A 23,698-nucleotide genomic window follows, 5' to 3' on the forward strand; every position below is an offset into this window, starting at 1 on the left:
TTCATCGCAATTCAGGACAACGTAATGGCACTGGTACAAGAGCGCAAACAAGAAATCATCACCCAATATCAAGTTCACGAAACCGACACCGGATCGGCTGATGTCCAAGTTGCCATCCTCACCGAGCGGATCAACAAACTCAGCCTTCACCTCCGCAGCAACAAAAAAGACCACGCATCTCGCACCGGACTTTTGAAAATGATCGGTCAGCGTAAGCGTCTGCTCGCCTACATCCAAAAAGGTGACGCTGCACACTACCGCGAACTCATTGCGCGCCTCGGCATCCGGGGTTAATCATCAATGGCTTCCGAATCCAATACCCCTGATCCCCAACCAGAGCGCCTACCTTTCGAGCCAGGACGCAAGAAAGCAGCGAAGCCTGCTAAACCTGCGCCCGAACCCGAAAAGAAAGCCAGCATGAAGTCGTCGGGCAAATCTGGCTTAATCGAGAAACGACCAACCTCGGTGAAGAAGCCAGCCGCTCGACCTGCTGCCCCAGCCCCAGCCCCCATCCCGGAAGTTGTGACTCAACGAATGGCGCGACGGATGGCGTTTTTTTGCGGCATTCCAACCACGCTGGGTATCGCTACATTTGTGGTCAGCTACTTCATCGTCACCCAAGGCATTTACAAACTGCCGAATGTTGCCGTGGTGCTGGTGAGTATGCTCTTTTTTGGGTTAGGGGTGATTGGATTGTCCTACGGTGTGCTATCCGCCTCTTGGGATGAAGATCGAGTCGGCGGACTCGTTGGAGCGAGCGAATTTACAACGAATGTAGGTCGCTTAGCAGGAGCCTGGAAAGAAGCACGGGCGCGACAAAAGCAACCGCGCAGCGAGAATTAGGCAATCGATCAGGCTACGATGAAAAATGCACTGCTGATCAGGGCGGATTCTAGCTCAATCAGCACGCTACAGAATCAATACACTCAGCAGGATTTTTTAACATGATTGTGGTTATGAAGGTTGGCTCCCCAGAAGCCGAAATTGCTCGCCTCACTGAGGAATTCGTCAGTTGGGGACTCAGCCCGGAAAAGATCGTCGGTAAGCACAAAGTTGTGATCGGGCTAGTTGGCGAAACTGTCGCAATGGATCCGCTGCAAATTCAAGAAGCTAGCGCTTGGATTGAACAAGTTTTAAGAGTTGAGCAACCTTTCAAACGCGCAAGCCGCGAGTACCGCAATGGTGAAGCGAGTGAAGTTGCCATCCCGACTCCCAATGGTGTGATTTATATCGGAGAGCATCACCCGATCGTCACAGTTGCAGGTCCTTGCTCGGTTGAAAACGAGGAAATGATCATCGAAACGGCACGGCGCGTTAAAGCGGCTGGTGCTCAATTCCTCCGAGGCGGTGCATTTAAGCCGAGAACGTCTCCTTATGCATTCCAAGGTCATGGTGAAAGCGCATTAGGCTTATTAGCTGCTGCCCGTGAAGCAACCGGATTGGGGATCATCACCGAATTGATGGATGCTTCTGATCTCGAACCGTTGGCAGAAATTGCAGACGTGATTCAAATCGGCGCGCGCAACATGCAGAACTTCTCGCTGTTGAAGAAAGTCGGCGCACAAGACAAGCCGATTCTGCTCAAGCGGGGTATGGCCGCAACGATCGAAGATTGGCTGATGGCGGCAGAATATATTCTTGCTGCAGGAAATCCGAACGTAATCTTGTGTGAGCGTGGAATTCGTACCTTCGATCGCCAATACGCTCGTAACACGCTCGATCTCTCTGCGATTCCAGTGCTGAGAACATTGACTCACCTGCCGATCATGATTGATCCGAGCCATGGAACCGGACGCGCAGAATATGTTCCTTCGATGGCAATGGCATCGATCGCGGCTGGAACCGATTCGCTGATGATCGAAGTTCACCCGAATCCGAAGAAAGCGCTCTCTGATGGGCCGCAATCTCTGACTCCTGATGCGTTTGATCAACTGATGCGCGATTTAGCGATCGTCGGTAAACCCCTCGGACGCTGGACAGAACAACGTCAACCTGTCGGTGTCTAATTTAAAAATTTGAAAGCAGTCCTCAGGTGTCTTTGACACCTGAGGATTTTTTGTGCAAAGTTCAATCTTGCTCAGAGAGCCAAGGGTAGTGTTCTAGATGTGTGGGCATAACGTTATACTGCTCGCCCGAACTCATGACGGTTGATGAATAATCCAATCACAGTATCATGCATCTTCTCAGTCTTGGAAAAACAGATCGTCTTTCTGGCAAGTCGCTTGATCCGAGTTCTCAAAGTTAGATGCTTCCGCTCAATGCGCTGTGTGTTGGCTTTGCCAACCGTATGGTGCTGCTCATCTAGCAATCGCAAGTAAGCTCCCCAACTATCGGTGTAAAACCGCTGAATCGAAAAAGGAGCTAACAGTTGCTGAAGTTGCTTAAGAGCTGAGTCTTCATGGGTGGCTAGCACATAGGCAAGTACTTTTCCAGTTTGATGGTCAATCGCGTGCCACAACCATCGTTGATGCTGCTTTGACTCGACAAAACTCCACATCTCGTCCAGCTCCGCCGCCTCGACTCTGACGACCATGACTGCCGTGTTATCCGGTTGGTGCTGTTCGAGCAGACTTGTGTTTACTTGTTCAAGTTGGCTTGACTTTTTTTCAGCGTTTCAATCACAGTCGTTGGGCTAATCTTCAACACTCTGGCGGTATCACGAATACCACTGCCGTTGATTGCCATGTCACTGATTTGCGCTTTGACTTCAGGCAGTCGTCCTCGATAGCTAAAGTTCAAGATAAATGATCGTCTGGAACACTCTAAGTTACGGCAACAATACCGTTGTTTTCCAGCAGCACTGCGACCATGCTTAACGACATCCACACTCTGGCAATCGGGACATTGAACAGGTTCTAGGACCATCTCTAGACTCAGCCCTCTAACACATCGTTTTCATTCTGCCATATATCCACACATCTAGAACACTGCCAGAGCCAAGTTTCTAAATCTTTCACTGTTGCGAAATCCAATAACGCTTCACCCAACTGCTCAAGCTGTTCAGAGGATAAAGTCGCAACCTGGCTTCGCATCGCTTCGTCAAGCTGCCCCACTTTCTTGGTCAATAGTCGGAAAATCAGCGATCGTTCTCCTTCTTCCTTTGCTTCCCGAATCGCCCTTGGTTCCTCAGTCAAATCTAGTCCCAACATTGCTCCAATCTCCGTTTGGCTTAAACTGGAAAATTTGTACAGCATAATCGAGGTCACAACATCTATTATGTTCTGGCGCTCTTGATCAGGGAAGTCCGCTTGCTGTGTACGAGTCAGCAAATATCGCGCTTCATCTGCGGCTTGCTCTTCTTTGACGATCGTTAAGACTACAACAGCGATTGGAACCGGCAATGAACGAATCTCACCTAATTCATTTAAGTAAACTCGATGCACCTGTTCGCCATTGAGCAAAGACCGATGCGGATGAATATCATCTTGCTCGGCTGAGCGTGAAGGATAAATAATCACAGCCTGCCAGTCAGAAAAACGCGATCGATTGCGATAAAAATACAGCGAGGATTCGCTAAACAATCGCTCATAAAGCGTTTGATCTTTTTGGAACTGCACTTCAGAAAAGAAAACGATCCCAGGCTCAGATTCAGGTGGGAGGAAGACCCCATCAATTTCAAACTTTGGCTCTTTGACAGCAACAGAATCGAATTGATAACTTGCTGCATTGTGAGGACGATCGCCGATCAAATCAAACAGCAGTTGAGGAGAACGCTGGAACATTTGATAAAAAATTGGATCGCGCCGCATACAGCAATCTGCAAACTCACTCGATCAAATGTATTGGTTTATTTGTCTTCCTGCAAGATTGACTCAAGACGAAAACCGCTCTAACCAGCGCCGGATTCTCACCTTTCCTGCGACATAAAACGGCAATTGATAATGCTCCGCCATCAGCCAAGCCACAAACGTGAAATGCAGCCCAAACGTCAACGCGATCCAGAACGTCGGAAACCAGGCTCCTGAATCCCCATCCAATGGCACAAAAATCTTCGAGGGTAGCCAGATCAAGCTAGGGGGCAAAACGACCAGCGCAAGTCCGACCATCCAAATAATGATCGACAAGTCCAGATCTGTCTGATTGACCGTCTGCCATTTCCGCCCATTCCAGCGCCAGGTCATCGGTTGCGAACTGTCCTCCACATGTACCGTTTGCTCTTTGAGATTCGTTGTGAAAATATGGCGACAGAAATTACAGGCAAATGCATCCATCAAGGTTAAGGCTTCGATTTGCCCATGCCGACAAATTGGGCAAGGAAAGGCTTCTTGTGTATTCAACGTTTTGCGATCGTGAACCCCATTCGTTTTTGGATGCTGCATGATCCAGCCTCAGAAAATCACTTTGTCTAGTCTAACGATTTTCATCTTGAGCATTGGGATTCCTCTAATTCCTTTAATCCTTGCTATCAGGAGATTCCATTTGCGGATTGAGCAATTCCACCTAGAATAGATGGATAAGTACATATACACAGCGCAGGGCTATCGATATGGCAGAGGGCGAATCTCAGGCACAAGCGCCTCTTTCAGAGCGTGAATTGCAGGTCATTGAATTGGTCGCTGCTGGCTTGACGAACCAAGACATTGCCGAAAAACTAGAAATCAGTAAGCGAACTGTCGATAACCACATCAGTAACATTCTCACGAAGACCGAAACGGAAAACCGGGTCGCCTTAGTGCGCTGGGCATTGCAGTGGGGCAAGGTTTGCCTAGATGATGTCAATTGTTGTCCCTTGCCCCCTTATAACGGAGCGGTATGAGTTATTCGGTTCAAAATCCCAAATTGCCGTTAGCAGTGTATCGCGAGGTCGCTGCTCATTTATCTCAGGTAGAGGGGGTTCAAACGGAACTCACTCCACAAACCTCGAAGCAGTTTGATTACACGCTGAGCCAAGTGGGAAGTTTAGAAATTCAATTCTCACAAACCGCTAGTTCAGAAGCGCGTGCCCAGGTTGAAAAAATCTTGGCGTACTACGGCGATCGCTTTGGGGCTTGGACAATCCTTGCTCAGGCTTAGCGCTGCTCATAAGGCAATCTATAACTTCGCGGCAATCAATTCCAAAGGGTGAAATGAAGATGGTTTCTTCTCCGGTACTCGAAGCAAAATCACTGACTCGTCGCTTTGGTGGATTAGTCGCAGTGAATGCGGTTTGTTTCTCGGTCAATCCCGGAGAAATTTTTGGGTTAATTGGGCCGAATGGAGCCGGGAAAACCACTTTGTTTAATCTCGTAACGGGGATGATTCCACCTTCGAGTGGACAGATGCTATACAACGGAGCAGAAATTTCTAAGCTCCGTCCGCATCAGATTGCCGCGAAAGGGATTGCTCGTACATTTCAAAATATTCGATTGTTTAGCAACTTATCCGTTTTGGAAAATGTGATGATTGCTCGACATCTGCAAACGAGCAGTGGATTACTTCAAGGGGTTATCGGAGCCGCCGCTCAGGAAGAACAGACGACTCGACAAGCGGCTTTAGAACTGTTGGAATTGGTAGGACTGAGCGATCGCGCGGAAGAGAAATCGCGCAATTTGCCCTATGGTGAACAACGCCGCTTAGAAATTGCCAGAGCTTTAGCGCTTCAGCCGCAGGTGTTATTGCTCGATGAACCTGCTGCGGGTATGAATTTGAACGAGAAACATCAACTGAGTGAATTTATCCGTCAAATCCGCGATCGCTTTAATCTGACGATTTTATTAATTGAACATCACGTCCCTTTAGTTATGGGATTGTGCGATCGCATTGCCGTTTTGGATTTTGGACAACTGATTGCAATGGGCGATCCGGCTCAGGTTCGCAATGATCGAGCGGTCATTGAAGCTTATTTAGGCGGCGAATAGGCGACAATACAGTCACTTTGCTTTTCTAGCTGTCCTATGTCTCCTTTGCTCGAACTGATCAATCTCAGCGTCAATTATGGTGGTATTCAGGCATTACAAGCGATCGACATTCAGATCAATCCCGGTGAAGTCGTCACCCTAGTCGGAGCCAATGGCGCAGGAAAAAGCACGACGCTGCGGGCGATTTCTCGAATTGTAGGAGTCCGCAGCGGCAAAATTATCTACGCCGGACAAGACATCACGCAGCGTCGTGCCAGCGAAGTCGTCAAGTTAGGCATCGCTCATAGTCCAGAAGGCAGAAGAGTTTTAGCCCGACAAACCGTGCTGGATAATTTAGAACTCGGGGCTTATATTCGCTCAGATCGGTTTGGAATCAAAGCTGATATGGAGCGGCAGTTTCAACTCTTTCCTCGACTCGCAGAACGGCGCAATCAACTTGCCGGGACGCTCAGTGGGGGTGAGCAACAAATGTTGGCGATCGCGCGCGCTTTGATGAGTCGTCCTCAATTGTTGTTACTCGACGAACCCAGTTTAGGCTTAGCGCCGACGATCGTGCGTGAAATCTTTTCGATTCTTGCCCAGTTGAAAACGACAGGCGTAACGATTCTTCTGGTGGAGCAGAATGCAAATTTAGCGTTACAAATTAGCGATCGCGCTTATGTCTTAGAAGCGGGATGTATTACGCTTTCTGGAAACGCTTCAGCATTATTGGGTGACGATCGTGTAAAACAAGCTTACTTAGGGTAATCAAAACGTGGTAAATCAACTCTAAGGACGAATTTTGTCTGCAATTCAAAATTACACGTGTGCTATGAAATCTATTGTTTCCCGTCGTTCGATCGTATTGTTTGCTCTCACGATCGCAGTTTCGGCTTGTAGTTCTGGAGGATCGAATTCTGGTGGGGGAACGATTTCTGGAGCGATCCCGATCGGAGTAGGGATTGCGCAGACGAGCAATGTTGCCTTACTTGGACAAGAACAAGTGGCAGGCGTGAAGATTGCAGAAAAATATTTCAATGACAACGGTGGTGTGAATGGTACGCCGATCAAAATCGTTCTGCAAGATACAGCAGGGGATGAACAAGGGGCGATCAATGCGTTTCAGACGTTGATTAATCGCGATCGCGTCGTCGGAATTGTCGGGCCGACTTTATCGCAACAGGCGTTTGCTGCAAGTCCGATCGCGAATAATGCGAAAGTGCCAGTTCTCGGCCCCTCAAATACTGCCAAGGGAATTCCACAAATTGGCGATTTTGTGGCGCGAGTGTCTGCCCCAGTGGCGGTCGTTGCGCCTAACTCTGTGCAAGCCGCGCTGAAGCAAAATCCCAATATCAAACGAGTCGCAGTCTTCTTTGCTCAGAATGATGCATTTAGTAAGTCAGAAACAGAGATCTTTCAGCAAACTGTGAAAGATAAAGGCTTAGAACTCGTAACGGTGCAGAAGTTTCAAACCACGGATACAGATTTTCAGACGCAAGCCACGGCTGGAATTAATGCTAAACCAGATTTGGTGATTATTTCGGGACTCGCAGCAGATGGTGGGAACTTAGTTAAACAGTTACGACAACTCGGCTACAAAGGACTGATCATTGGCGGAAACGGATTGAATACATCGAATGTGTTTCCGGTTTGTCAGGCGCTGTGTGATGGCATTCTGATTGCTCAAGCTTATAGTCCTGAACATCCAGGTGCAGTGAATAAAGCGTTTCGCTCAGCCTATCAAGCTCAGTTTAAGAAAGAACCACCCCAATTTTCGGCGCAAGCATTTACAGCCGTTCAGGTCTTTGTAGAAGCGTTGAAGCAAGTGGATACGAAAAAATCGTTAAATGAGGTTCGCACTCAACTCAATCAAACGCTGTTGAAAGGAAACTATGACACGCCGATCGGACAAATTTCTTTTAATCCTGAAGGCGAAATTTTTCAGCAAGCGTTCTATGTGGCTCAAGTGAAAATGTCACCCGATGGCAAGACTGGACGATTTGAGTTTCTCAAGTAATCGGCAAACGGCTCTTAATTCACCTTCTAAACCTTAAACTCGTGTCTTTCACTATCCTGCTGCAAAATCTGTTGAATGGTTTGTCGATCGGGAGCGTGTATGCGATCTTCGCGTTAGGCTACACGCTCGTTTTTTCGATTCTGGGCATTATCAATTTTGCTCACGGCGCGATTTTTACCCTCGGAGCCTATTTTACTTATGCGCTGATGGGGCAAGCTTTTGGTACGAATGGATTGCTGGCTTTAGCAGCTTTGCCGATTCAGTTGCCGTTTGTGCTGGCAATGATTTTTGGCGGGATTTTGACGGGCTTTGTCAGTTTAGCGATCGAAAGAATTGCTTTCCGTCCCCTACGACGCAGAGGAGCCGACCCCTTACTGACGGTGGTTTCAAGTTTAGGGGTCGCTGTTGTGATTGTGAATGTGATTCAGTACCTTGTTGGTGCTGAGATCTATACATTTCCAGCGGAAACGTATGGCAGCTTGCCTGATGCGGTGAACTTTGGGACAGATCAAGCCCCGATTCCAATTCGGAGTGTTCAAATTGTGATTTTTGGGGTTTCAGGTTTCATCCTGGCAGTGTTGGTTTATCTGATCAATGCTACTAAATTCGGTAAAGCGATGAAAGCCGTTGCAGAGGATGCGACGACTGCAAGTTTACTGGGAATTGATAGCGATCGCTTTATCGTTGGCACATTTTTTCTCAGCGGTTTTCTGGGTGGAATTGCTGGCACATTAGTGGCATCGAGCGTGGGAATTGCAGGGCCTTATTTTGGGATTAGTTTTGGCTTGAAAGGACTCGCCGTGATTGTTTTAGGCGGTTTAGGCAGTATTTCTGGAACGGTTTTAGGTGGCTTACTGATTGGGTTGATTGAAGCCTTTGTTCCGGGTGAATATTCGGCTTACAAAGATGCGGTTGCTTTTAGCATTTTGTTTCTGATGCTGCTCATCCGTCCTCAAGGCTTACTTGGTCGCAAATTGATTCAAAAAGTATGATTGATTTTATTTCGACTTATGATTTTCTCATTGTCTCAATGGTATTGGGTGCAATGTTGGGCTTATCGTTGTATCTTCCATTAATGGCAGGTCAACTTTCATTAGCAAGCCCTGGATTTTATGCCTTAGGTGGATACATTGCAGCGATTGGCTCAACTCGAATTTTTCCGACTTCGGGTAGCTTATTTCCAATTCCGCTGTTGCTCTTAGAAATGGTAGTTGCCGCGATCGCGTGTGGCATTTTAGGCGTTTTGATTGGTATTCCTGCACTGAGATTGCGTGGAATTTATTTAGCAATTGCAACGATCGCGTTTGTCGAAATTCTCCGCGTTCTATCGCTGAATTTAGACATTACAGGTGGAGCAGTGGGAATTTTTGGCATTCCTCAACCGTTTGCATCTCGGATTGAGTATCTTTGGATTGCGTTACCGTTACTGTTGCTTAGTGCTGCATTTGTCTATCGGCTCGAAAATATTCGAGTTGGGCGAGCATTTACAGCGATTCGAGAAGATGAGCTAGCAGCAGATGCAGTGGGCATTAATCCCACCTACTACAAAGTTTTAGCCTTTACTTTAGGTGCAATTTTGGCGGGAGTGGTTGGAGTCGTCTATGCTCACTTCCTCAATACTTGGAATGCTCGCCAGGGCACGTTTGATGCCAGTATTATCTATCTGACATTTGTGCTCATTGGTGGATCGCGATCGTTTCTCGGTGCGATTTTGGGTGGAATGGTGTTTACTGCATTGCCAGAAGTTTTAAGAGCGATCGCGGATCTGCCCAATTTACCGATCGCATTGGCACAGCTTTTGCGGGATGGGCGATTAATTATCTTTGGGTTGCTAATCGTGATTGGCAGTATCTTTTTTCCGCAAGGTTGGGTGACACCAGAGCTTTTGAATCGACTGAAACTAAAGCGCCGTTAACCCTCTTCACTAAAGTTAACCAAAAAGTTATGTTTTGAGAGGGTCTGAATCGCAAGTGCTAGAACAGAACTATCTTTTCTCAGGACAAAGATATGGGAAGCTTCATCACCCTAGTTTTAGCACTACTGATTTTGTCGGCGAATGGACTCAAGCTCGATCGTGAATATCAGCGAGGTGTGATTTTCCGCTTAGGACGAACGAAAGCGACGAAGGGGCCAGGTTTGTATTGGATTATCCCGTTTGTCGATCAGAAAGTGCAGATTGATATCCGTACGAAAACTGTCAATATTGAACCCCAAGAAACCGTAACTGCGGATAGTGTTACGATTCGCGTCAATGCCGTGCTGTACTATCGCATTATTGATCCAGCAAAAGCGATTAACCGCGTTGAGAACTACGAAATCGCCGTCTATCAAGTTGCCCTGACGACTCTTCGCAATGTCGTGGGTCAGAACATTTTGGATGACGTGTTGCAAAATCGCGACCAGATCAATACTCGCGTTCAAGAAATCGTCGATGAAATCACAGAACCGTGGGGAATTGTGATCGAGCGCGTTGAGATGAAAGATGTAGAAATCCCTGCTAGTATGCAGCGGGCAATGGCGAAAGAAGCGGAAGCAATCCGTGAAAAGCGTGCTCGGATTATCAAAGCAGCGGCGGAACAAGAAGCCTCAGCGAAGCTCGCGGAAGCATCTCAATTGATTAGCGCAAATCCGGCCGCGTTAGAGTTGCGACGGATGCAAATGCTGACTGAAATTGGAGCGGAGAATAATACGACAACGGTTGTGATGATGCCGTCAGATTTCATTAATGCTGCAAGACGCTTGGCAGAATCCCCTCAGCCTAGCTTTGCGAATGGGCAGGCTCAACCGTTTAATCCAGAGGTGCTGTTTGTGCCGAAGCAGGAGGAGAAGGAGTAGGGCGATCGCTGAAATGTGTTCTACAGGCGATCGATGAGTTACTCTCCGCTAATCTCTACTAGCTTTTCGCCAGATTTCAATAACTCTAATGCATCAGGCAAAGTCGAGCTTAGAATTTCCTGCAAACGGGCATTTGATGTATTGCCACAAGTTAACCAAATAATTTGTGGCGGTGCTTCCAAACGTTCAACGAGATCCACGAAATCGCTATCTTTAGTCATGAATATAACGCCTTGAGCTTTTGCAGCCTCAAAGATTGCGGGATCTTCGGCATCTCTCAAGCCGATATCCCGTAAAGCGATCGCGGTAATTCCAAATCTGCCTGTAATCCAAGTTGCGATCGCAGGCGACAAATGGGCATCGATCCAAATCGTTGTCACGCGACTAAAACAGGGTGGTTGACTTTACGTGAAGCGTAGGCAAGTGCTGCTCTTAAATCATCTCTTTCCAGATCAGGCAGTTCTTCCAAAATTTGTTCAGCACTTAACCCTGCTGCAAATAAATCCAAAACATCGGACACTCGAATTCTCATGCCACGAATACAGGGGCGACCCCCACACTGCTTAGGATTCACGGTGATTCGTTTAAGTAAGTCTGACATTGGATACAGCCTCTATAAAATTAAGTTTTTATCGAGAAGTGCGTTCGTTGAATTCTGCGTGGTGTTGACGACGAGTGCCTACCGTAACTTTACCCTCCTTGTCCAAATTTCAGGAGCATTTCATCATTTCTGCGATCGCATTCTGAAAGAATCGTCGATCGAGAAACGAAACCCGATAAAGTTAGAGAATCGCCTTAGTTGAAAAATATCGTGATTTCTGGCTGGACACATTCCTTATTTGGGCAATTGACGATCGCAACGCTCTGGCTGTTGATTGTGGGTTTGTGTGCCACGATCGTCAATCACTTCAATCCCGATCGTAATGAACTCGTTCGCAAAGTGATTCACATTGGTACAGGCAATATCATTTTGATTGCTTGGTGGTTAAATATTCCGATGTGGATAATCATCGCTGCCTCAATTTTCTTTAGCATTCTCACCCTTTTGTCTTACTATTTTCCAATCCTGCCGAATATCAACAGCATCGGACGGAAAAGCTTTGGAACTTTTTTCTACGCGGTCAGTATTGGGGTGCTAGCGGCTTGGTTTTGGACGGTAGGAAAGCCGGAATTCGCAGCGATCGGCATTCTTGTGATGACTTGGGGCGATGGATTTGCAGCTTTGATCGGGCAGCGCTTTGGTAAGCATACTTACCGACTTTGGGACATGAAAAAAAGTTGGGAAGGCTCGTCTGCTATGGCTGCGATTAGTTTTGCAGTCTGTGCCTTGATTCTGCTTTCGACGGTTGGAAATATTTGGCAAATCTGGCTTGTTTCGCTGCTGGTCGGTTTGTGTGCTGCTGGATTAGAAGCCTTTTCAAAATTTGGAATTGATAATTTGACTGTGCCGATTATGTCTGCTGCGATCGCATTTTTTCTAACGCAAAATCTGTTGTAGCGAGAAGATCGGTTAAAGTGGGTTTCATCGAAAACTACGCGCCAAATTCATGAACGAGCCGCTGTTCTCCGTCGAAAACCTCTCAGTTGCTTACCAAGCCGGACAGAATGCCGTTGTCGAGAATGTTTCGTTTGTCTTGCAACCTGGAGAACGGTTAGGACTCGTGGGTGAATCTGGGTGTGGCAAATCCACCCTGGGACGCGCAGCAATGCGGCTCTTGTCCGATTCTGCACAGATTCAAGGACAGGTCAAATTTCAGGGCAAATCTGTATTAGACATGTCTCCTACCGAACTTCGACACTTTCGGGGAGAAGCAGTTGCGCTGATTTTCCAAGATCCGATGACCCGGCTCGATCCTTTAATGACGATCGGCGATCATTGTCTCGAAACTTTAAAAGCACACGAGCCACATCTGTCAACCAAAGCAGCTAGAGAGATAGCGATCGAGACGCTAAAAGCGGTGAGCATTCCTGAAAATCGCTGGTCACAGTATCCTCATGAATTTAGCGGCGGTATGCGGCAACGAGTTGCGATCGCTCTTGCCTTACTGCTGAATCCCAAATTGATTGTGGCAGACGAGCCAACCACAAGCTTAGATGTCACCGTTTCAGCCCAAATTCTCAAAGAACTGACTCGCTTATGCAGTGAGCGAAACATGGCGCTGATTCTGATTTCACATGACTTAGCAATGGTGGCAGAATACTGCGATCGCATTGCAGTCATGTATGACGGTGAAATTGTTGAAACTGGTTCAACTGAATCGGTTTTTCGGAATCCGCAGCATGAGTATACGCAGACACTCCTGCATTCTGCTTTGCATTTGCAGAAAGATGCAGAGACGATTGTGAGTGCTGATTGCTCAAGTGTTGCACCGATTTTGCAATTATCTGATCTCAAACAGCACTATACGATCGAATCAAATTTCATCTCAAAGTTATTTGATAAAGAAGATCGGACGATTCGAGCTGTCGATGGCATTAATCTTGAACTCTATCCGGGTGAGACTTTAGGCTTAGTTGGCGAATCGGGTTGTGGGAAAAGTACGTTATCCAGAACCATCCTACAATTGCTCCGTCCGACGAGCGGCAAAGTAGAATTCTCAGGTCAAAATCTCACGCAACTGAATCGTGATCAGCTTCAACACCAGCGCCGTCAAATTCAGATGATCTTTCAAGATCCACATGCTTGTCTCAATCCGCGCATGACGATCGGCGAAAGCATTGCTGATCCGCTCCTAATTCACAAGATTGCAACTCCTGAAGCAGCAAAGCAGGAAGTCGAATATGTTCTAGAGCGAGTCGGGTTAACGCCAGTTGAATCTTTTTACAATCGCTATCCTGGAGAGCTTTCCGGCGGACAGCAGCAGCGCGTTGCGATCGCACGTGCCCTGATTACTCGTCCCAAATTAGTCATTTGCGATGAGCCTGTCAGTATGCTCGATGCGACCGTTCAAACTCAAGTCCTGCAATTAATGCAAGATTTGAAGGAAGAATTCGATCTGACTTATCTCTTCATCACTCATGATTTGTGGGTCGCCCGCTATTTCTGCGATCGCATTGCGGTGATGCATTGCGGTAAAATCGTCGAACTGGGTGAGACTCAAGCCCTGTTCAAATCGCCTCAACACCCCTATACTCAATCACTTCTCGGCGCAGCACCCCTATTGAACAAAATGACGGGTTAATCTGCCAATAATCTACCAATTCAGGGAATCGAAGCTAGAATGCTTTGCAGTGCGTGACTTTTTCTATGACCAAAACGGACTCAAAAAAGACCTTACCGAAACCGGATACTTTAGAACAGAGTGTTGGAAGTTGGCTGGTTCGCAGTCTGATTTTATTAGCGATCGTCATCTTCATCGGGCACATGCAGGGGAAACAACCTTCACTACGCTGGTTTGACAGTGCAGAACGCGGATCGGATGCGCCTTTAGTGATGCAGGGAGGCGATCCCTACATTCGTGCTTTGATGCGAACAATTTCTGCGAGCGAGTCGAATGTCCGCAATCCCTACAGTGTTCTCTACGGGGGCGATCGCATTCAGGATTTGAGTACCCATCCTGATCGCTGTATCACGATCGTCAATGGTCCAAATATGGGCAATTGCACAACCGCCGCAGGTCGCTATCAATTTATCACAACCACCTGGCAAGCCCAAGCAAAACGGTATCATCCGGCTCCTGGAGGTTTCTTATTCTGGCAAGATTATAGTTTTGAGCCGCAGTACCAAGATGAAGTGGTGTATCGGTGGCTCAGCGACTCCAGTGCATGGGGAGCCGACATTCGCCAATTATTGAAGCGAGGTCAAGTCAATGCTGTTCTCAAAATGCTATCAGGAACGTGGACAAGCCTGGGCTATGGAATCGAAGACAATTCGATGAGTGACGCGTTGCCAAAGATCTATCAGAAAGTTCTGCAACAAGAATTGCAATCTCGGTAAGTTACTTGGCTTGCAGAATTCTATGAAACTGAATTGAAAGTTCAGCGCGATCGCACATCTGAGATTACAGGCTACCAATCAAGTCAGTCAATTGACTGACTCTGTTGAATGAGCGGTTCAGAGGGATGAGCGATCGCGTGACTGATTCGACGAACTTGCAAACCGCAATGAGTGACATCCTCCATCATTCTGCTGAAAATTAAGTATTACTTTGGCTAATGTCTTACATAAACTAATGTTAAGACGCTCTAGAGTCGGTACAGAGAATTCGGTAAACTACTAGACACTATTTAGATTTTCTTAATAACTCGCTACTCGCTTGTTAGGCGAAATGTTAACTCTTGCCTAACTGTTTAGGAGGCGAGTGAGTTGATGGTGTTACCCATTTTTTCTTTCAATTCCTTGATTGTTTGGAGAACTCTATGAGCCTTGTTCCAGGTACTGCTGTCAGATTGCCCGATGGACGCGAAGGTGTGGTGATTCCGGCTTCGATTTGGTTTCGCGATCGCGTCTTAGTGAAAGTCAAGGGCGGCAGAAAATCTTGGTTCAAAGCGAGTGATTGTATCCCAACATCCTCTGTTGCATGAGGAGCACGGGTCTCGGAATTGATTCAGAAGGATGCAGGTAGTAGAGGACTTGAAGCGCCAAAGTTGTCGCAATTTAAAACTGTTAAAATTTAGGCAACGACTACAGAAAGTTTTAGATTCTGTCGCTTCGGTCGTTCTCCTTTCGCTTCACAGGCTGGATCCTAGGTATGTCACTACACCGAACCGTTCTTGTAATTGCTGCCTCGAGTGATGATGTAATCAAGTATCGACAGCAGTTACAGCACGATAGGAGGGTGACATATGAAATTCTCTCAAAGCAATACAATGCTCTAGAGTTGCCTCTGCCGCAATCGCAGAAAATTGACAGCATTCTCTTAGAGCTTCATTCCCGTTCCAGCAGCAATACGTTGCTACTGGAGCTAAAGCATCAGATGGGCAATAGTTGCCCGCCAATTGTGGTGGTTGATGACGAAGATATAGAAAGTGCAGTCCAGGCTTTTAGGAATGGTGCAGCGGACTATTTAGTCAGAGATCGATTCACCTCTGAGGATTTGTGTCGGGCGCTGGAAAGTGCGATCGCAAACGCCGAACTCCGTCGGGAGTGTCAACAGCGTCAGCACCAGACTATCGAGGCACTGCAACAGCTTAACCAGGAGTTGACTGATCGGGTCGTTGAACTGCAAACCCTGCTGGATATTTTGCCAGTCGGAGTCGCGATCGCAACGGATTCCGACTGTACGCACATGCACAGCAACGCCTACCTGCGGCAGTTACTCGGGGTTACCTCTGACGACAATATCTCGAAGAGTGCGTCCGCTGCCAATCAGCCTCCTTATCAAACCTTCCGCCATGGAGTAGAAATCGCTGCTGAAGATCTGCCGATGCAGATTGCGGGTCGCTCTGGTAAACAGGTGAACGATGTGGAATTTGATATTCTGCTGCCGGATGGGACCCTGCGCCAACTGCTGTGCTACGCAACGCCCCTGCAGAGCGACCAAAACCAAATTCGAGGCGTAATCGGCGCTTTTCTGGATATCACCGAGCGTCATCGAGATGCACTTGCCCTCAAAGCGAGTCAGCAGCGCTACCGCGAACTTGCCGAAGCGATGCCCCAAATGATCTGGACTGCCGATGCCAATGGCGTTGTGACCTACCGCAATCAGCGCTGGTACGAATACACTGGCATGAGTGATGCAGAGTCGATCGGAGTCGCTAGAGCCGATGCTGTCCACCCCGATGAACGAGATCAGGCTTTGAAGGTGTGGCGAACTGCGATCGCAACGGGAGAGCCTTTTGAAATAGAGTGCCGCTTTCGTCGTTGGGATGGTGAGTATCAGTGGTTTATTTGCCGAGCCGTACCCACCCGAGACGGTGAAGGTCAAATCACAGGCTGGATTGGCACGATTACCAATATTGATGACCAGAAGCAGCTAGAAGCCAGATTATTAGATGAAATTGCGAACCGTCAGCGGATGGATATCGCCCTGCAACAAAGCCAGAAACGCCTTGAACTGGCCATGGTAGCTGCTCAGTTGGGCAGCTGGGATTGGGATATTCAGACTGGCACAATTCATTGGTCTACCAGTCTAGAGGGCTTACTTGGCATGGCTCCCGGCAGCTTTGATGGGCAGTATGAAACATTCAGAACCATGATTCATCCTGACGATCTGACCCGGGTTGACCAAGCCATTCATCGCGCGATTTATGATCGGCAAGACTACAACATTGAGTTTCGCTTCATCAAGCCCGACGGGGCAGTGCGTTGGGCATTGAGCTTAGGGCGGGTCTTCTATGATGCCAATGGTCATCCTGTCGCCATGACTGGGGTCGATATGGATATCTCAGAGCGTAGGCAGGTAGAAGCCGATCTGCGCTCCAGTGAAGAACGATTCCGCAACTTAGCAGACCACGCACCCATGAAGATTTGGGTGACGGATGCTACTGGATATTGCACCTATCTCAACCAGCGCTGGTACAAGTTCACCGGGCAAACCGAAGCAACAGGGTTGGGATTCGGTTGGCTGGAGGCTGTGCACCCCGATGATCGCGAATTTTCTAAAGTTATCTTCCTGAATGCCTTAGAGCAGCAAATGGCTTTTCAACTGGAATATCGGTTGCGCCGGCATGATGGTGAATATTGTTGGGCGATCGATGCCGCTAGCCCCTGGATTGGGCAGGATGGGGAGTTCAAAGGCTATATCGGCTCTGTGGTAAATATTCACGATCGTAAACAGGCAGAACTGGCGCTGCAAGAAGCCCATATTCAGCTAGAAGCGGTTCTAACGGCGGGAGCGATCTACACTTGGCGCTGGAATATTGTTGAGGATGTGTTTGCTGCCGATCGCAATTTTGCCCATCTGTTCGGCGTTGATCCTGAGGAAGCGGCTAGAGGTATTCCCCTGGAGACCGTTCTGAACGGCATTCATCCCGACGATCGCGTTCGCATCGTTGCGCGCATTGAACACGCGATCACAACTGGTGAAACCTACACCGAAGAGTACCGCGTCCTGAATGCTGACGGAGAGGAACGATGTGTGATTGCCCGGGGACAGGTTGAATATGATGCGAACGGAAAGGCAATTGCTTTTCCAGGTGCTCTCGTCGATATTACCGAACGCAGAAAAACTGAGGAGGCGTTGCGGCTCTCTGAGGAGCGCTATCGCACCCTGTTTGAATCAATGGACGAAGGCTTTTGCGTCATTGAAATGATCTTTGATCAGAACGATCAACCCGTCGATTACATCTTTTTAGAAACGAACCCGGCGTTTGAGAGACAGTGCGGACTTTACAATGTCCAGGGCAAGCGGATGCGCGAGCTGATTCCGCACCATGAGAACTCTTGGTTTGAAATCTACGGCAGCGTTGCCCAAACTGGTACTCCTGTCCGATTTGAGAATTCGGCTGAAGCGTTGCAGCGGTGGTACGACCTGTATGCCTATCGCGTTGGGCTTCCTCATCAGCGAAAAGTGGCCGTTCTCTTCAAAGACATCACTGAGCGCAAACTTGCCGAAGAAGCCTTGCGCCAGAGTGAAGACCGCTTCCGCATCGCCATTGAGTCAGCCCAACTCGGCACTTGGGACTTGAATCCGAAGACGGGCGTTATGAAATGGGACGATCGGTGCAAAGCTGTATTTGGCATGTCGCCCACAGCCAACATTGACTATGACATTTTCCTAGCGGGACTGCATCCAGACGATCGCGATCGCACTCATCAAGTCGTGCTGCAATCGTTCAATCCTGAGAACAGCGGTGATTATGACATTGAATATCGCACTGTGGGTCTTGAAGACGGGATTGAACGATGGGTCGCCGCGAAAGGAAAAGCTTTTTGCAATTCAGATGGAGAGGTGATTCGCTTTATTGGAACGGTGCGTGACATTACCGAGAAGAAACAGGCGGAGGCTGAACGCGACCAGCTCCTGCAGCGCGAACAGGCCGCCAGAGCAGAAGCCGAACGGGCAAATCGGATCAAAGATGAATTTCTAGCCGTACTCTCTCATGAATTGCGATCGCCCTTGAACCCCATTTTGGGGTGGACTAAACTTCTGCAATTGGGCAGGTTAGATACTGCTAAAACCACTGAAGCCCTCGCGACCATTGAGCGCAACGCCAAGTTGCAGACGCAGCTCATTGATGACCTGCTGGATGTCGCTAAAATTTTGCGTGGCAAGCTGAGCCTAAATATGGCTGCTGCCAATCTATCTTTCGCCGTTGAAGCAGCGATCGGCACCGTCAGTGCGGCCGCTGCTGCTAAATCTATTTCGCTACGGGCTGTCCTACCCAACGTTGGACAAGTCTTTGGAGATATTGCCCGGCTTCAGCAGATTGTCTGGAACCTGTTGTCCAACGCGATCAAATTCACGCCCCAAGGTGGGCGCGTAGACGTTCAGCTTCAGCAGGTGGGCACTGAGGTTCACATCACCGTCAAAGATACTGGCAAAGGCATCAGCTCAGACTTTCTGCCTTACCTATTTGAATCTTTCCAACAGGAAGACGCTTCGATCACGCGCAAATATGGCGGTCTTGGACTCGGATTGGCAATTGTTCGTCAATTGGTCGAGGCTCACGGCGGTACTATCACGGCGCACAGCCTCGGAGAAGGGCTAGGCGCGACGTTCACTGTCCAACTGCCTCTACTCAACGTTACACCGGAGATTCAGCCGCTAGATGAGTATCCACAACAGGAACTTGACCTGACAGGAATTCGCGTGCTGGCGATCGATGACGAACCAGATGCCCGTGAGTTGTTAACAGCACTACTGACCCAATACGGTGCAGATGTTTTAACCGTTGCTTCTGCGGCAGAGGTGCTGTTAAATTTAGAAGCCTTTCAACCGACTGTGCTCGTGAGCGATATTGCGATGCCCGAAGTTGATGGCTATACGTTGATTCAAACGATCCGTGCATTACCTCCCACGCAAGGGGGGCAGATTCCTGCGATCGCGCTAACTGCTTATGCGAGAGAGGACGATCACAAACGGGCAATCAGCAGCGGGTTTCAACGCCATATCACAAAGCCTCTTGACCCAGAACGATTAGTTCAAGCAGTAGTCACCCTCGCCCAGAATCAACTCAATGCCTGTTTGTAAGGTGGTTCACATCGGGCATCTCGAACCAGACCGGAAGCGTTTGAAATTGACTTCCAGGCATCGGATGAAGTACAACGCCAGGTTGAAACTGTCTTCACAAGAATCGAATGATTTGTCCGGACGATCTGCCACGGTTGGGAAGAGTGAATTGGTAGATGCACCCTGATTATTTGCCCTGGTTTCTGACCAGGGTTTTTTATTGCCATTTTTTGAAAATCTTCCGGATTGAATCTCCTCAGTCAGAAGAGTGAATTGGTAGATGCACCCTGATTATTTGCCCTGGTTTCTGACCAGGGTTTTTTATTTTTAAAAATCAATCTGAGGATTTCTGGTTCTTCTTCTCGATCGATACTTCTCCAAAAATCCTAAAATCCCCACCGCCAACTGTTCTGGATACTCTTCATGCAATCCAAGTGATCCCGGCATTCGATAAACTTGCACGCCTGAAAAATGTGCTAAGACTTCCACTTCTTGACGAGATTTTGCAGGCATGTTTTCCCCAATCACCATCATCACAGGTACAGGCAAGGGCTGAAACCAGCTAAACCAATCCTCACGCGACTTGGCGCGATCGAGTCCTCCCGTGACAAATGCGGCTGAGGCAAATCTCGATCGCTTCGTCCGTGTCGTCTTCCACTTTTGCTCAATCAGTTCCGGCGTAATGTTCTGCGGATCTGCAAACACATGCCGCTGATACATCATTCTTAGAAATCCACGAGTCGTATTCAGAAAATACAAAAACTGTCCAATCAACGGCAGCCCAACCAATTTTTGCAAAATCCGATATACCCAACGATGTTCCCCCATCGCTGTTGGCAATGGACCTCGCCAGGTTGGGCATACCAACACCACCCATTCCCAAGGCGGCTGCCGCTGTGCTAACTCCATCACATACCCTGCTGAATGACCTGCGGCAATGACAACCACTGGATCAGGAAACATTGCCTGCACAAAATTTCGCAAACATGCCTCATATAAAGCAGGCGTATAAGCAACTGCCGGACGCGACGACTCCCCGAATCCAATCCAGTCGATCGTATAAACCTGATAATTTCCCGCCAACTGTTTCGCTAAGCCGCGCATCTCCGCCCGACTCGACACCGAACTTAATGCCGGAAGCAACAAAATGGGCTGCCCTTCCCCCACCACCTCATATGCCAACGTTAGCGCCTTCCCTTTCCAACTCCAGCGATGCTCTCGCAGTTCAGGACACTCGATCGTATCTGTTGGGGGATATTCGCTCATGCAAAACTGCCTCAGCCGCTAACTCAGTCCTCTATTGTCCAACAAAAAAGGCAGCCTACATCAAATTTTGTAGACTACCCGAATCGAATAGGAGTAATTGAGTGAAACTTTCTGCGATCGTGGCAACAGTTATCGCTAAACTCGTTGAGAATTTGCTGTCTACTGTGTCTCATCAATCATGAGAGAAGTGCAACCAACTTAGAAACCTAAGCATTTTGCCTTCGTAAATTGTCAGATCGCTCGTAACCTCTAATCTTTCTAACAGTCGTCTGATCACTGATTCTGGGAGATTCTACGGCTTTCGTCTAGTCTTCACTACATTTGAGGATTCGTCTTAGTTTGTACGGAGAATTTCATGGCTTTTCTGACCAGATGTCTGACCAGATGGCGAAAATTTCGCGTCTTAATCTCGTATTGATCCAGATAAATCGTCGAGCATTAGGACTGAGTTTAATGAATTTTCTGATAATCTCCGATTTGACCTCCGAAATTTAGCGATCAGCACTACGGATTAGAAAAAACTAATGCAGTACATCTACGAGGCAGACATTGCGATCGCTGCCGCCAAACAAGCAACGATTCTGTGCAAACACGTGCAGCACTCGATCCAGTTGACAAGTTTAGAAAAGCTCGATCAGTCTCCTGTCACGATCGCGGATTTTGGATCGCAGGCGATCATTTGCCGATTACTCGCTGAACATTTTCCGCAGGATGCGATCGTGGCAGAAGAATCCTCTGCCCTTCTGCGTCAATCTCCGACCCAATTCAGTGCCGTTCAGAAGCTTATTCCTGATGCAACTCCGGAGCAAATCTTGGACTGGATCGATTTGGGACAGGGCAAAGTCGAAGAACGATTTTGGACACTTGATCCGATCGATGGAACGAAAGGTTTTTTGAGAAATCAGCAGTATGCGATTGCGATCGCCTTGATTGAATCCGGCGAAGTCAAAGTCGGTGTTCTGTCCTGTCCTGCGTTTGAAGAGGGCTGCCTATTTGTGGCAATTCGGGGTCAGGGTACGCGCCGAATTTCCCTCGAAACTGGCGCATCTCGCGCGCTCTCAGCTTTAGATACGCCAAATTTCCGTCTTGCTGAAAGTGTAGAAACCAGCCACGGTGACCCAGAGTTACAGCGCAGGATTGCTCGATCGATTGGATTCACAACTCCATCGCTTCAGATGGATAGTCAGGCAAAATATGGTGCGATCGCATCCGGTCACGCCGGACTCTACATGAGACTACCTTGGAAAGAAAAGCCGAACTATCGAGAGAACATTTGGGATCATGCAGCGGGTGCCATCATCGTCGAAGAAGCGGGGGGACGGGTCACCGACATGGACGGCAACCCCCTCAATTTTTCGGTCTCCGCCCAACTGATTGAGAATCGTGGCATCATTGCGAGTTCAGGTGAAATTCATGCAGCAGTGCTGGCATCAATAGCGCAGCAGATGTCCCAAACGACCCCGGACAACCAGCAGGGTGAATAGAGAGATCGTGGCACTCATCACCAAATTTGTTTTTCTCAAGTCTGTGCCCCGCAGGAGTACCTCCATCATGATGGCAGGCAAAACAATCCCGGCACTCGCTAGCATCAAATACAGCTTTGGCTCATGTTTCAGAACATTCGTAATCATCGCCAGTAAAATTCCGAGCGGGATGAAAAATGTGCTGTAGAAGATAAACATCGATGCCAGTGAGAAATCCCACGTGGCAATCTGGACGGTTTGCTCCAATACAAGGAGCAGTCCGGCCGTCGCAACGAACCAGAGCACGGACAAAACCATCAACATTCTGGGTGAGAGCCAGTGACGAATCTGTTTTGCGATCGCACGCGATCCGTTGGGGAACATGTGCTGCCAAGCCAGATAAATCGCTGCTCCAATTGCGCCACCAGCTGTATTTGTACAAATATCAATCCAACTCGATGCCCGCCACGGTAGAAAAACTTGCAGCGTTTCTACCAGAAGAGACAGCGCTGTACTCAAGATCACAACGAGTAAAAATGTTGCTTTTGGTCTGAATCTTCGCTGACGCAATTCGTAAGCTAAATCAATTCCAAATGGCATAAATAGAAAAACATTGCCGACAATATCGCTGAAGCCACTTGCATGCTGAAAAAAACTGCGCATTGCGCTTCTGAATGTCACTCCTTCTGCTGTGAAATTAAACGGCAATAGCGTTACCAGCAAAACGAGTAAAACACTACTTAGCGTAATAAAAATCGAACGATGGGAAGAAGAATTGCTCATAGTCTCAAAGCGATCGTGCGTGACTGTTGATAGAATTTGGAGATTTTTCTAATCGGCAAACCGAGTGCTCTCACTCTCTTCATGCTCGGCAGACAGTATTCCGTTCAGGATCAAATCAATCTTGTCCATCTACTGTAGCGAAACTTTTTGAGACTGCAATGTCAGTGCGGACATAGCATAGGGTTTACATGATCTCAATCACAAGAATGAGTGAATTTTCTACTGAATTGTCAGTAATCTACATGGATTCAAATTTGAGGCACCCTTGCACGATTGCCCAATTTCACTCCCTATTCAATCACCCAAATGGAATTTTTTGCACCTCTATTTTGTTTAAGTAAAGATGACCAAGTTTGGATAAAGATTACGTAGAAATACTGGAAAATTATGCAGAGATGGTAGAGACTTGACTCAGCCAACCTTCAGACGATAATTACAACGTCAACCAGGGGCAACGTCTGCTTG

General features: G+C 48.0%; 24 protein-coding genes. 17 read left to right on the top strand and 7 right to left on the bottom strand.

Going from position 1 to position 23,698, the window contains the following annotated elements:
- The first annotated feature begins 24 nt into the window (after positions 1 to 24).
- From rpsO to aroF, 3 genes are all read left to right on the top strand, one after another.
- Entirely contained in the window at positions 25 to 294 is a 270-nt protein-coding gene (gene rpsO / locus ACMUEV_RS23655) for a 30S ribosomal protein S15 (RefSeq protein WP_017286633.1), read from the top strand.
- 6 nt (positions 295 to 300) lie between these two features.
- Entirely contained in the window at positions 301 to 843 is a 543-nt protein-coding gene (locus ACMUEV_RS23660) for a PAM68 family protein (RefSeq protein ID WP_190649177.1), read from the top strand.
- Between the two features lie 101 nt (positions 844 to 944).
- On the top strand, positions 945 to 2,006 hold the full coding sequence (aroF, locus tag ACMUEV_RS23665) for a 3-deoxy-7-phosphoheptulonate synthase (protein WP_190649180.1): 1,062 nt from the start codon (positions 945 to 947) through the stop codon (positions 2,004 to 2,006).
- 113 nt (positions 2,007 to 2,119) lie between these two features.
- Here the strand turns inward: aroF and ACMUEV_RS23670 are convergent.
- From ACMUEV_RS23670 to ACMUEV_RS23680, 3 genes are all read right to left on the bottom strand, one after another.
- Positions 2,120 to 2,865 (bottom strand): IS1 family transposase gene (locus ACMUEV_RS23670; protein WP_415354656.1). Its coding sequence is split into 2 segments (ribosomal slippage): positions 2,120 to 2,610 and positions 2,610 to 2,865, totalling 747 coding nucleotides; the frame shifts between segments, so codons are not numbered across the junction.
- A gap of 8 nt (positions 2,866 to 2,873) precedes the next feature.
- Complete coding sequence (locus tag ACMUEV_RS23675) at positions 2,874 to 3,749, bottom strand: Rpn family recombination-promoting nuclease/putative transposase (protein ID WP_190653558.1); 876 nt, start codon at positions 3,747 to 3,749, stop codon at positions 2,874 to 2,876.
- Between the two features lie 63 nt (positions 3,750 to 3,812).
- Positions 3,813 to 4,319 carry a DUF2396 family protein gene (locus ACMUEV_RS23680; protein WP_190653559.1) on the bottom strand — a complete coding sequence of 169 codons (507 nt, stop codon included), beginning with the start codon at positions 4,317 to 4,319 and terminating at the stop codon, positions 3,813 to 3,815.
- 167 nt (positions 4,320 to 4,486) lie between these two features.
- Between ACMUEV_RS23680 and ACMUEV_RS23685 the strand changes: the two genes are divergently transcribed.
- The 8 genes from ACMUEV_RS23685 to ACMUEV_RS23720 all read left to right on the top strand — a co-directional run bounded on the left by ACMUEV_RS23685 (position 4,487) and on the right by ACMUEV_RS23720 (position 10,668).
- Positions 4,487 to 4,756, top strand: a complete 270-nt coding sequence (locus ACMUEV_RS23685) for a helix-turn-helix domain-containing protein (RefSeq protein WP_017286628.1) — start codon at positions 4,487 to 4,489, stop codon at positions 4,754 to 4,756.
- Complete coding sequence (locus tag ACMUEV_RS23690) at positions 4,753 to 5,013, top strand: hypothetical protein (RefSeq protein ID WP_190653560.1); 261 nt, start codon at positions 4,753 to 4,755, stop codon at positions 5,011 to 5,013. Before ACMUEV_RS23685 ends, ACMUEV_RS23690 begins: the two co-directional genes overlap by 4 nt.
- Before the next feature lie 59 nt (positions 5,014 to 5,072).
- Complete coding sequence (locus tag ACMUEV_RS23695; RefSeq protein WP_190653561.1) at positions 5,073 to 5,837, top strand: ABC transporter ATP-binding protein; 765 nt, start codon at positions 5,073 to 5,075, stop codon at positions 5,835 to 5,837.
- Between the two features lie 36 nt (positions 5,838 to 5,873).
- Positions 5,874 to 6,584 carry an ABC transporter ATP-binding protein gene (locus ACMUEV_RS23700; protein ID WP_017286625.1) on the top strand — a complete coding sequence of 237 codons (711 nt, stop codon included), beginning with the start codon at positions 5,874 to 5,876 and terminating at the stop codon, positions 6,582 to 6,584.
- 64 nt (positions 6,585 to 6,648) lie between these two features.
- Complete coding sequence (locus ACMUEV_RS23705; RefSeq protein ID WP_190653562.1) at positions 6,649 to 7,833, top strand: ABC transporter substrate-binding protein; 1,185 nt, start codon at positions 6,649 to 6,651, stop codon at positions 7,831 to 7,833.
- Positions 7,834 to 7,874: 41 nt separating this feature from the next.
- Complete coding sequence (locus tag ACMUEV_RS23710) at positions 7,875 to 8,825, top strand: branched-chain amino acid ABC transporter permease (RefSeq protein WP_190653563.1); 951 nt, start codon at positions 7,875 to 7,877, stop codon at positions 8,823 to 8,825.
- Positions 8,822 to 9,748, top strand: a complete 927-nt coding sequence (locus tag ACMUEV_RS23715) for a branched-chain amino acid ABC transporter permease (protein WP_190653564.1) — start codon at positions 8,822 to 8,824, stop codon at positions 9,746 to 9,748. Before ACMUEV_RS23710 ends, ACMUEV_RS23715 begins: the two co-directional genes overlap by 4 nt.
- Before the next feature lie 92 nt (positions 9,749 to 9,840).
- Positions 9,841 to 10,668, top strand: a complete 828-nt coding sequence (locus ACMUEV_RS23720; RefSeq protein ID WP_190653565.1) for a slipin family protein — start codon at positions 9,841 to 9,843, stop codon at positions 10,666 to 10,668.
- 38 nt (positions 10,669 to 10,706) lie between these two features.
- Here the strand turns inward: ACMUEV_RS23720 and ACMUEV_RS23725 are convergent, their stop codons facing one another.
- A complete protein-coding gene (locus tag ACMUEV_RS23725) occupies positions 10,707 to 11,048 on the bottom strand; it encodes a DUF5615 family PIN-like protein (protein ID WP_190653566.1) in 342 nt (113 codons plus the stop codon).
- Complete coding sequence (locus ACMUEV_RS23730; RefSeq protein WP_017286619.1) at positions 11,045 to 11,269, bottom strand: DUF433 domain-containing protein; 225 nt, start codon at positions 11,267 to 11,269, stop codon at positions 11,045 to 11,047. Before ACMUEV_RS23730 ends, ACMUEV_RS23725 begins: the two co-directional genes overlap by 4 nt.
- 198 nt (positions 11,270 to 11,467) lie before the next feature.
- Between ACMUEV_RS23730 and ACMUEV_RS23735 the strand changes: the two genes are divergently transcribed.
- The 5 genes from ACMUEV_RS23735 (at position 11,468) to ACMUEV_RS23755 (ending at position 19,742) form a co-directional block, all read left to right on the top strand.
- Positions 11,468 to 12,166 (top strand): diacylglycerol/polyprenol kinase family protein, encoded by a 699-nt coding sequence (locus ACMUEV_RS23735; RefSeq protein ID WP_199329738.1) that lies wholly within the window; start codon positions 11,468 to 11,470, stop codon positions 12,164 to 12,166.
- A gap of 49 nt (positions 12,167 to 12,215) precedes the next feature.
- Positions 12,216 to 13,850, top strand: a complete 1,635-nt coding sequence (locus ACMUEV_RS23740) for a dipeptide ABC transporter ATP-binding protein (RefSeq protein ID WP_190653567.1) — start codon at positions 12,216 to 12,218, stop codon at positions 13,848 to 13,850.
- A gap of 65 nt (positions 13,851 to 13,915) precedes the next feature.
- Entirely contained in the window at positions 13,916 to 14,605 is a 690-nt protein-coding gene (locus tag ACMUEV_RS23745; RefSeq protein WP_190653568.1) for a glycoside hydrolase family protein, read from the top strand.
- Between the two features lie 422 nt (positions 14,606 to 15,027).
- Positions 15,028 to 15,192 carry a hypothetical protein gene (locus ACMUEV_RS23750; protein ID WP_017286615.1) on the top strand — a complete coding sequence of 55 codons (165 nt, stop codon included), beginning with the start codon at positions 15,028 to 15,030 and terminating at the stop codon, positions 15,190 to 15,192.
- Between the two features lie 167 nt (positions 15,193 to 15,359).
- A complete protein-coding gene (locus ACMUEV_RS23755; protein WP_190653569.1) occupies positions 15,360 to 19,742 on the top strand; it encodes a PAS domain S-box protein in 4,383 nt (1,460 codons plus the stop codon).
- A gap of 306 nt (positions 19,743 to 20,048) precedes the next feature.
- On the opposite strand, the gene ACMUEV_RS23760 is transcribed toward ACMUEV_RS23755, so the two are convergent.
- Positions 20,049 to 20,987 carry an alpha/beta fold hydrolase gene (locus tag ACMUEV_RS23760; RefSeq protein WP_190653570.1) on the bottom strand — a complete coding sequence of 313 codons (939 nt, stop codon included), beginning with the start codon at positions 20,985 to 20,987 and terminating at the stop codon, positions 20,049 to 20,051.
- A 524-nt stretch (positions 20,988 to 21,511) separates the two neighbouring features.
- Between ACMUEV_RS23760 and ACMUEV_RS23765 the strand changes: the two genes are divergently transcribed.
- Positions 21,512 to 22,471: an inositol monophosphatase family protein gene (locus tag ACMUEV_RS23765; protein WP_190653571.1), complete on the top strand. Its 960-nt coding sequence runs from the start codon at positions 21,512 to 21,514 to the stop codon at positions 22,469 to 22,471.
- On the opposite strand, the gene ACMUEV_RS23770 is transcribed toward ACMUEV_RS23765, so the two are convergent.
- Positions 22,418 to 23,233: a VanZ family protein gene (locus ACMUEV_RS23770; RefSeq protein WP_190653572.1), complete on the bottom strand. Its 816-nt coding sequence runs from the start codon at positions 23,231 to 23,233 to the stop codon at positions 22,418 to 22,420. The genes ACMUEV_RS23765 and ACMUEV_RS23770 overlap by 54 nt on opposite strands.
- Positions 23,234 to 23,698 lie beyond the last annotated feature (465 nt).

It is taken from the genome of Leptolyngbya sp. FACHB-1624, from assembly GCF_047649235.1.
In the GTDB taxonomy this organism is placed as follows: Bacteria; Cyanobacteriota; Cyanobacteriia; order Leptolyngbyales; family Leptolyngbyaceae; genus Leptolyngbya; species Leptolyngbya boryana.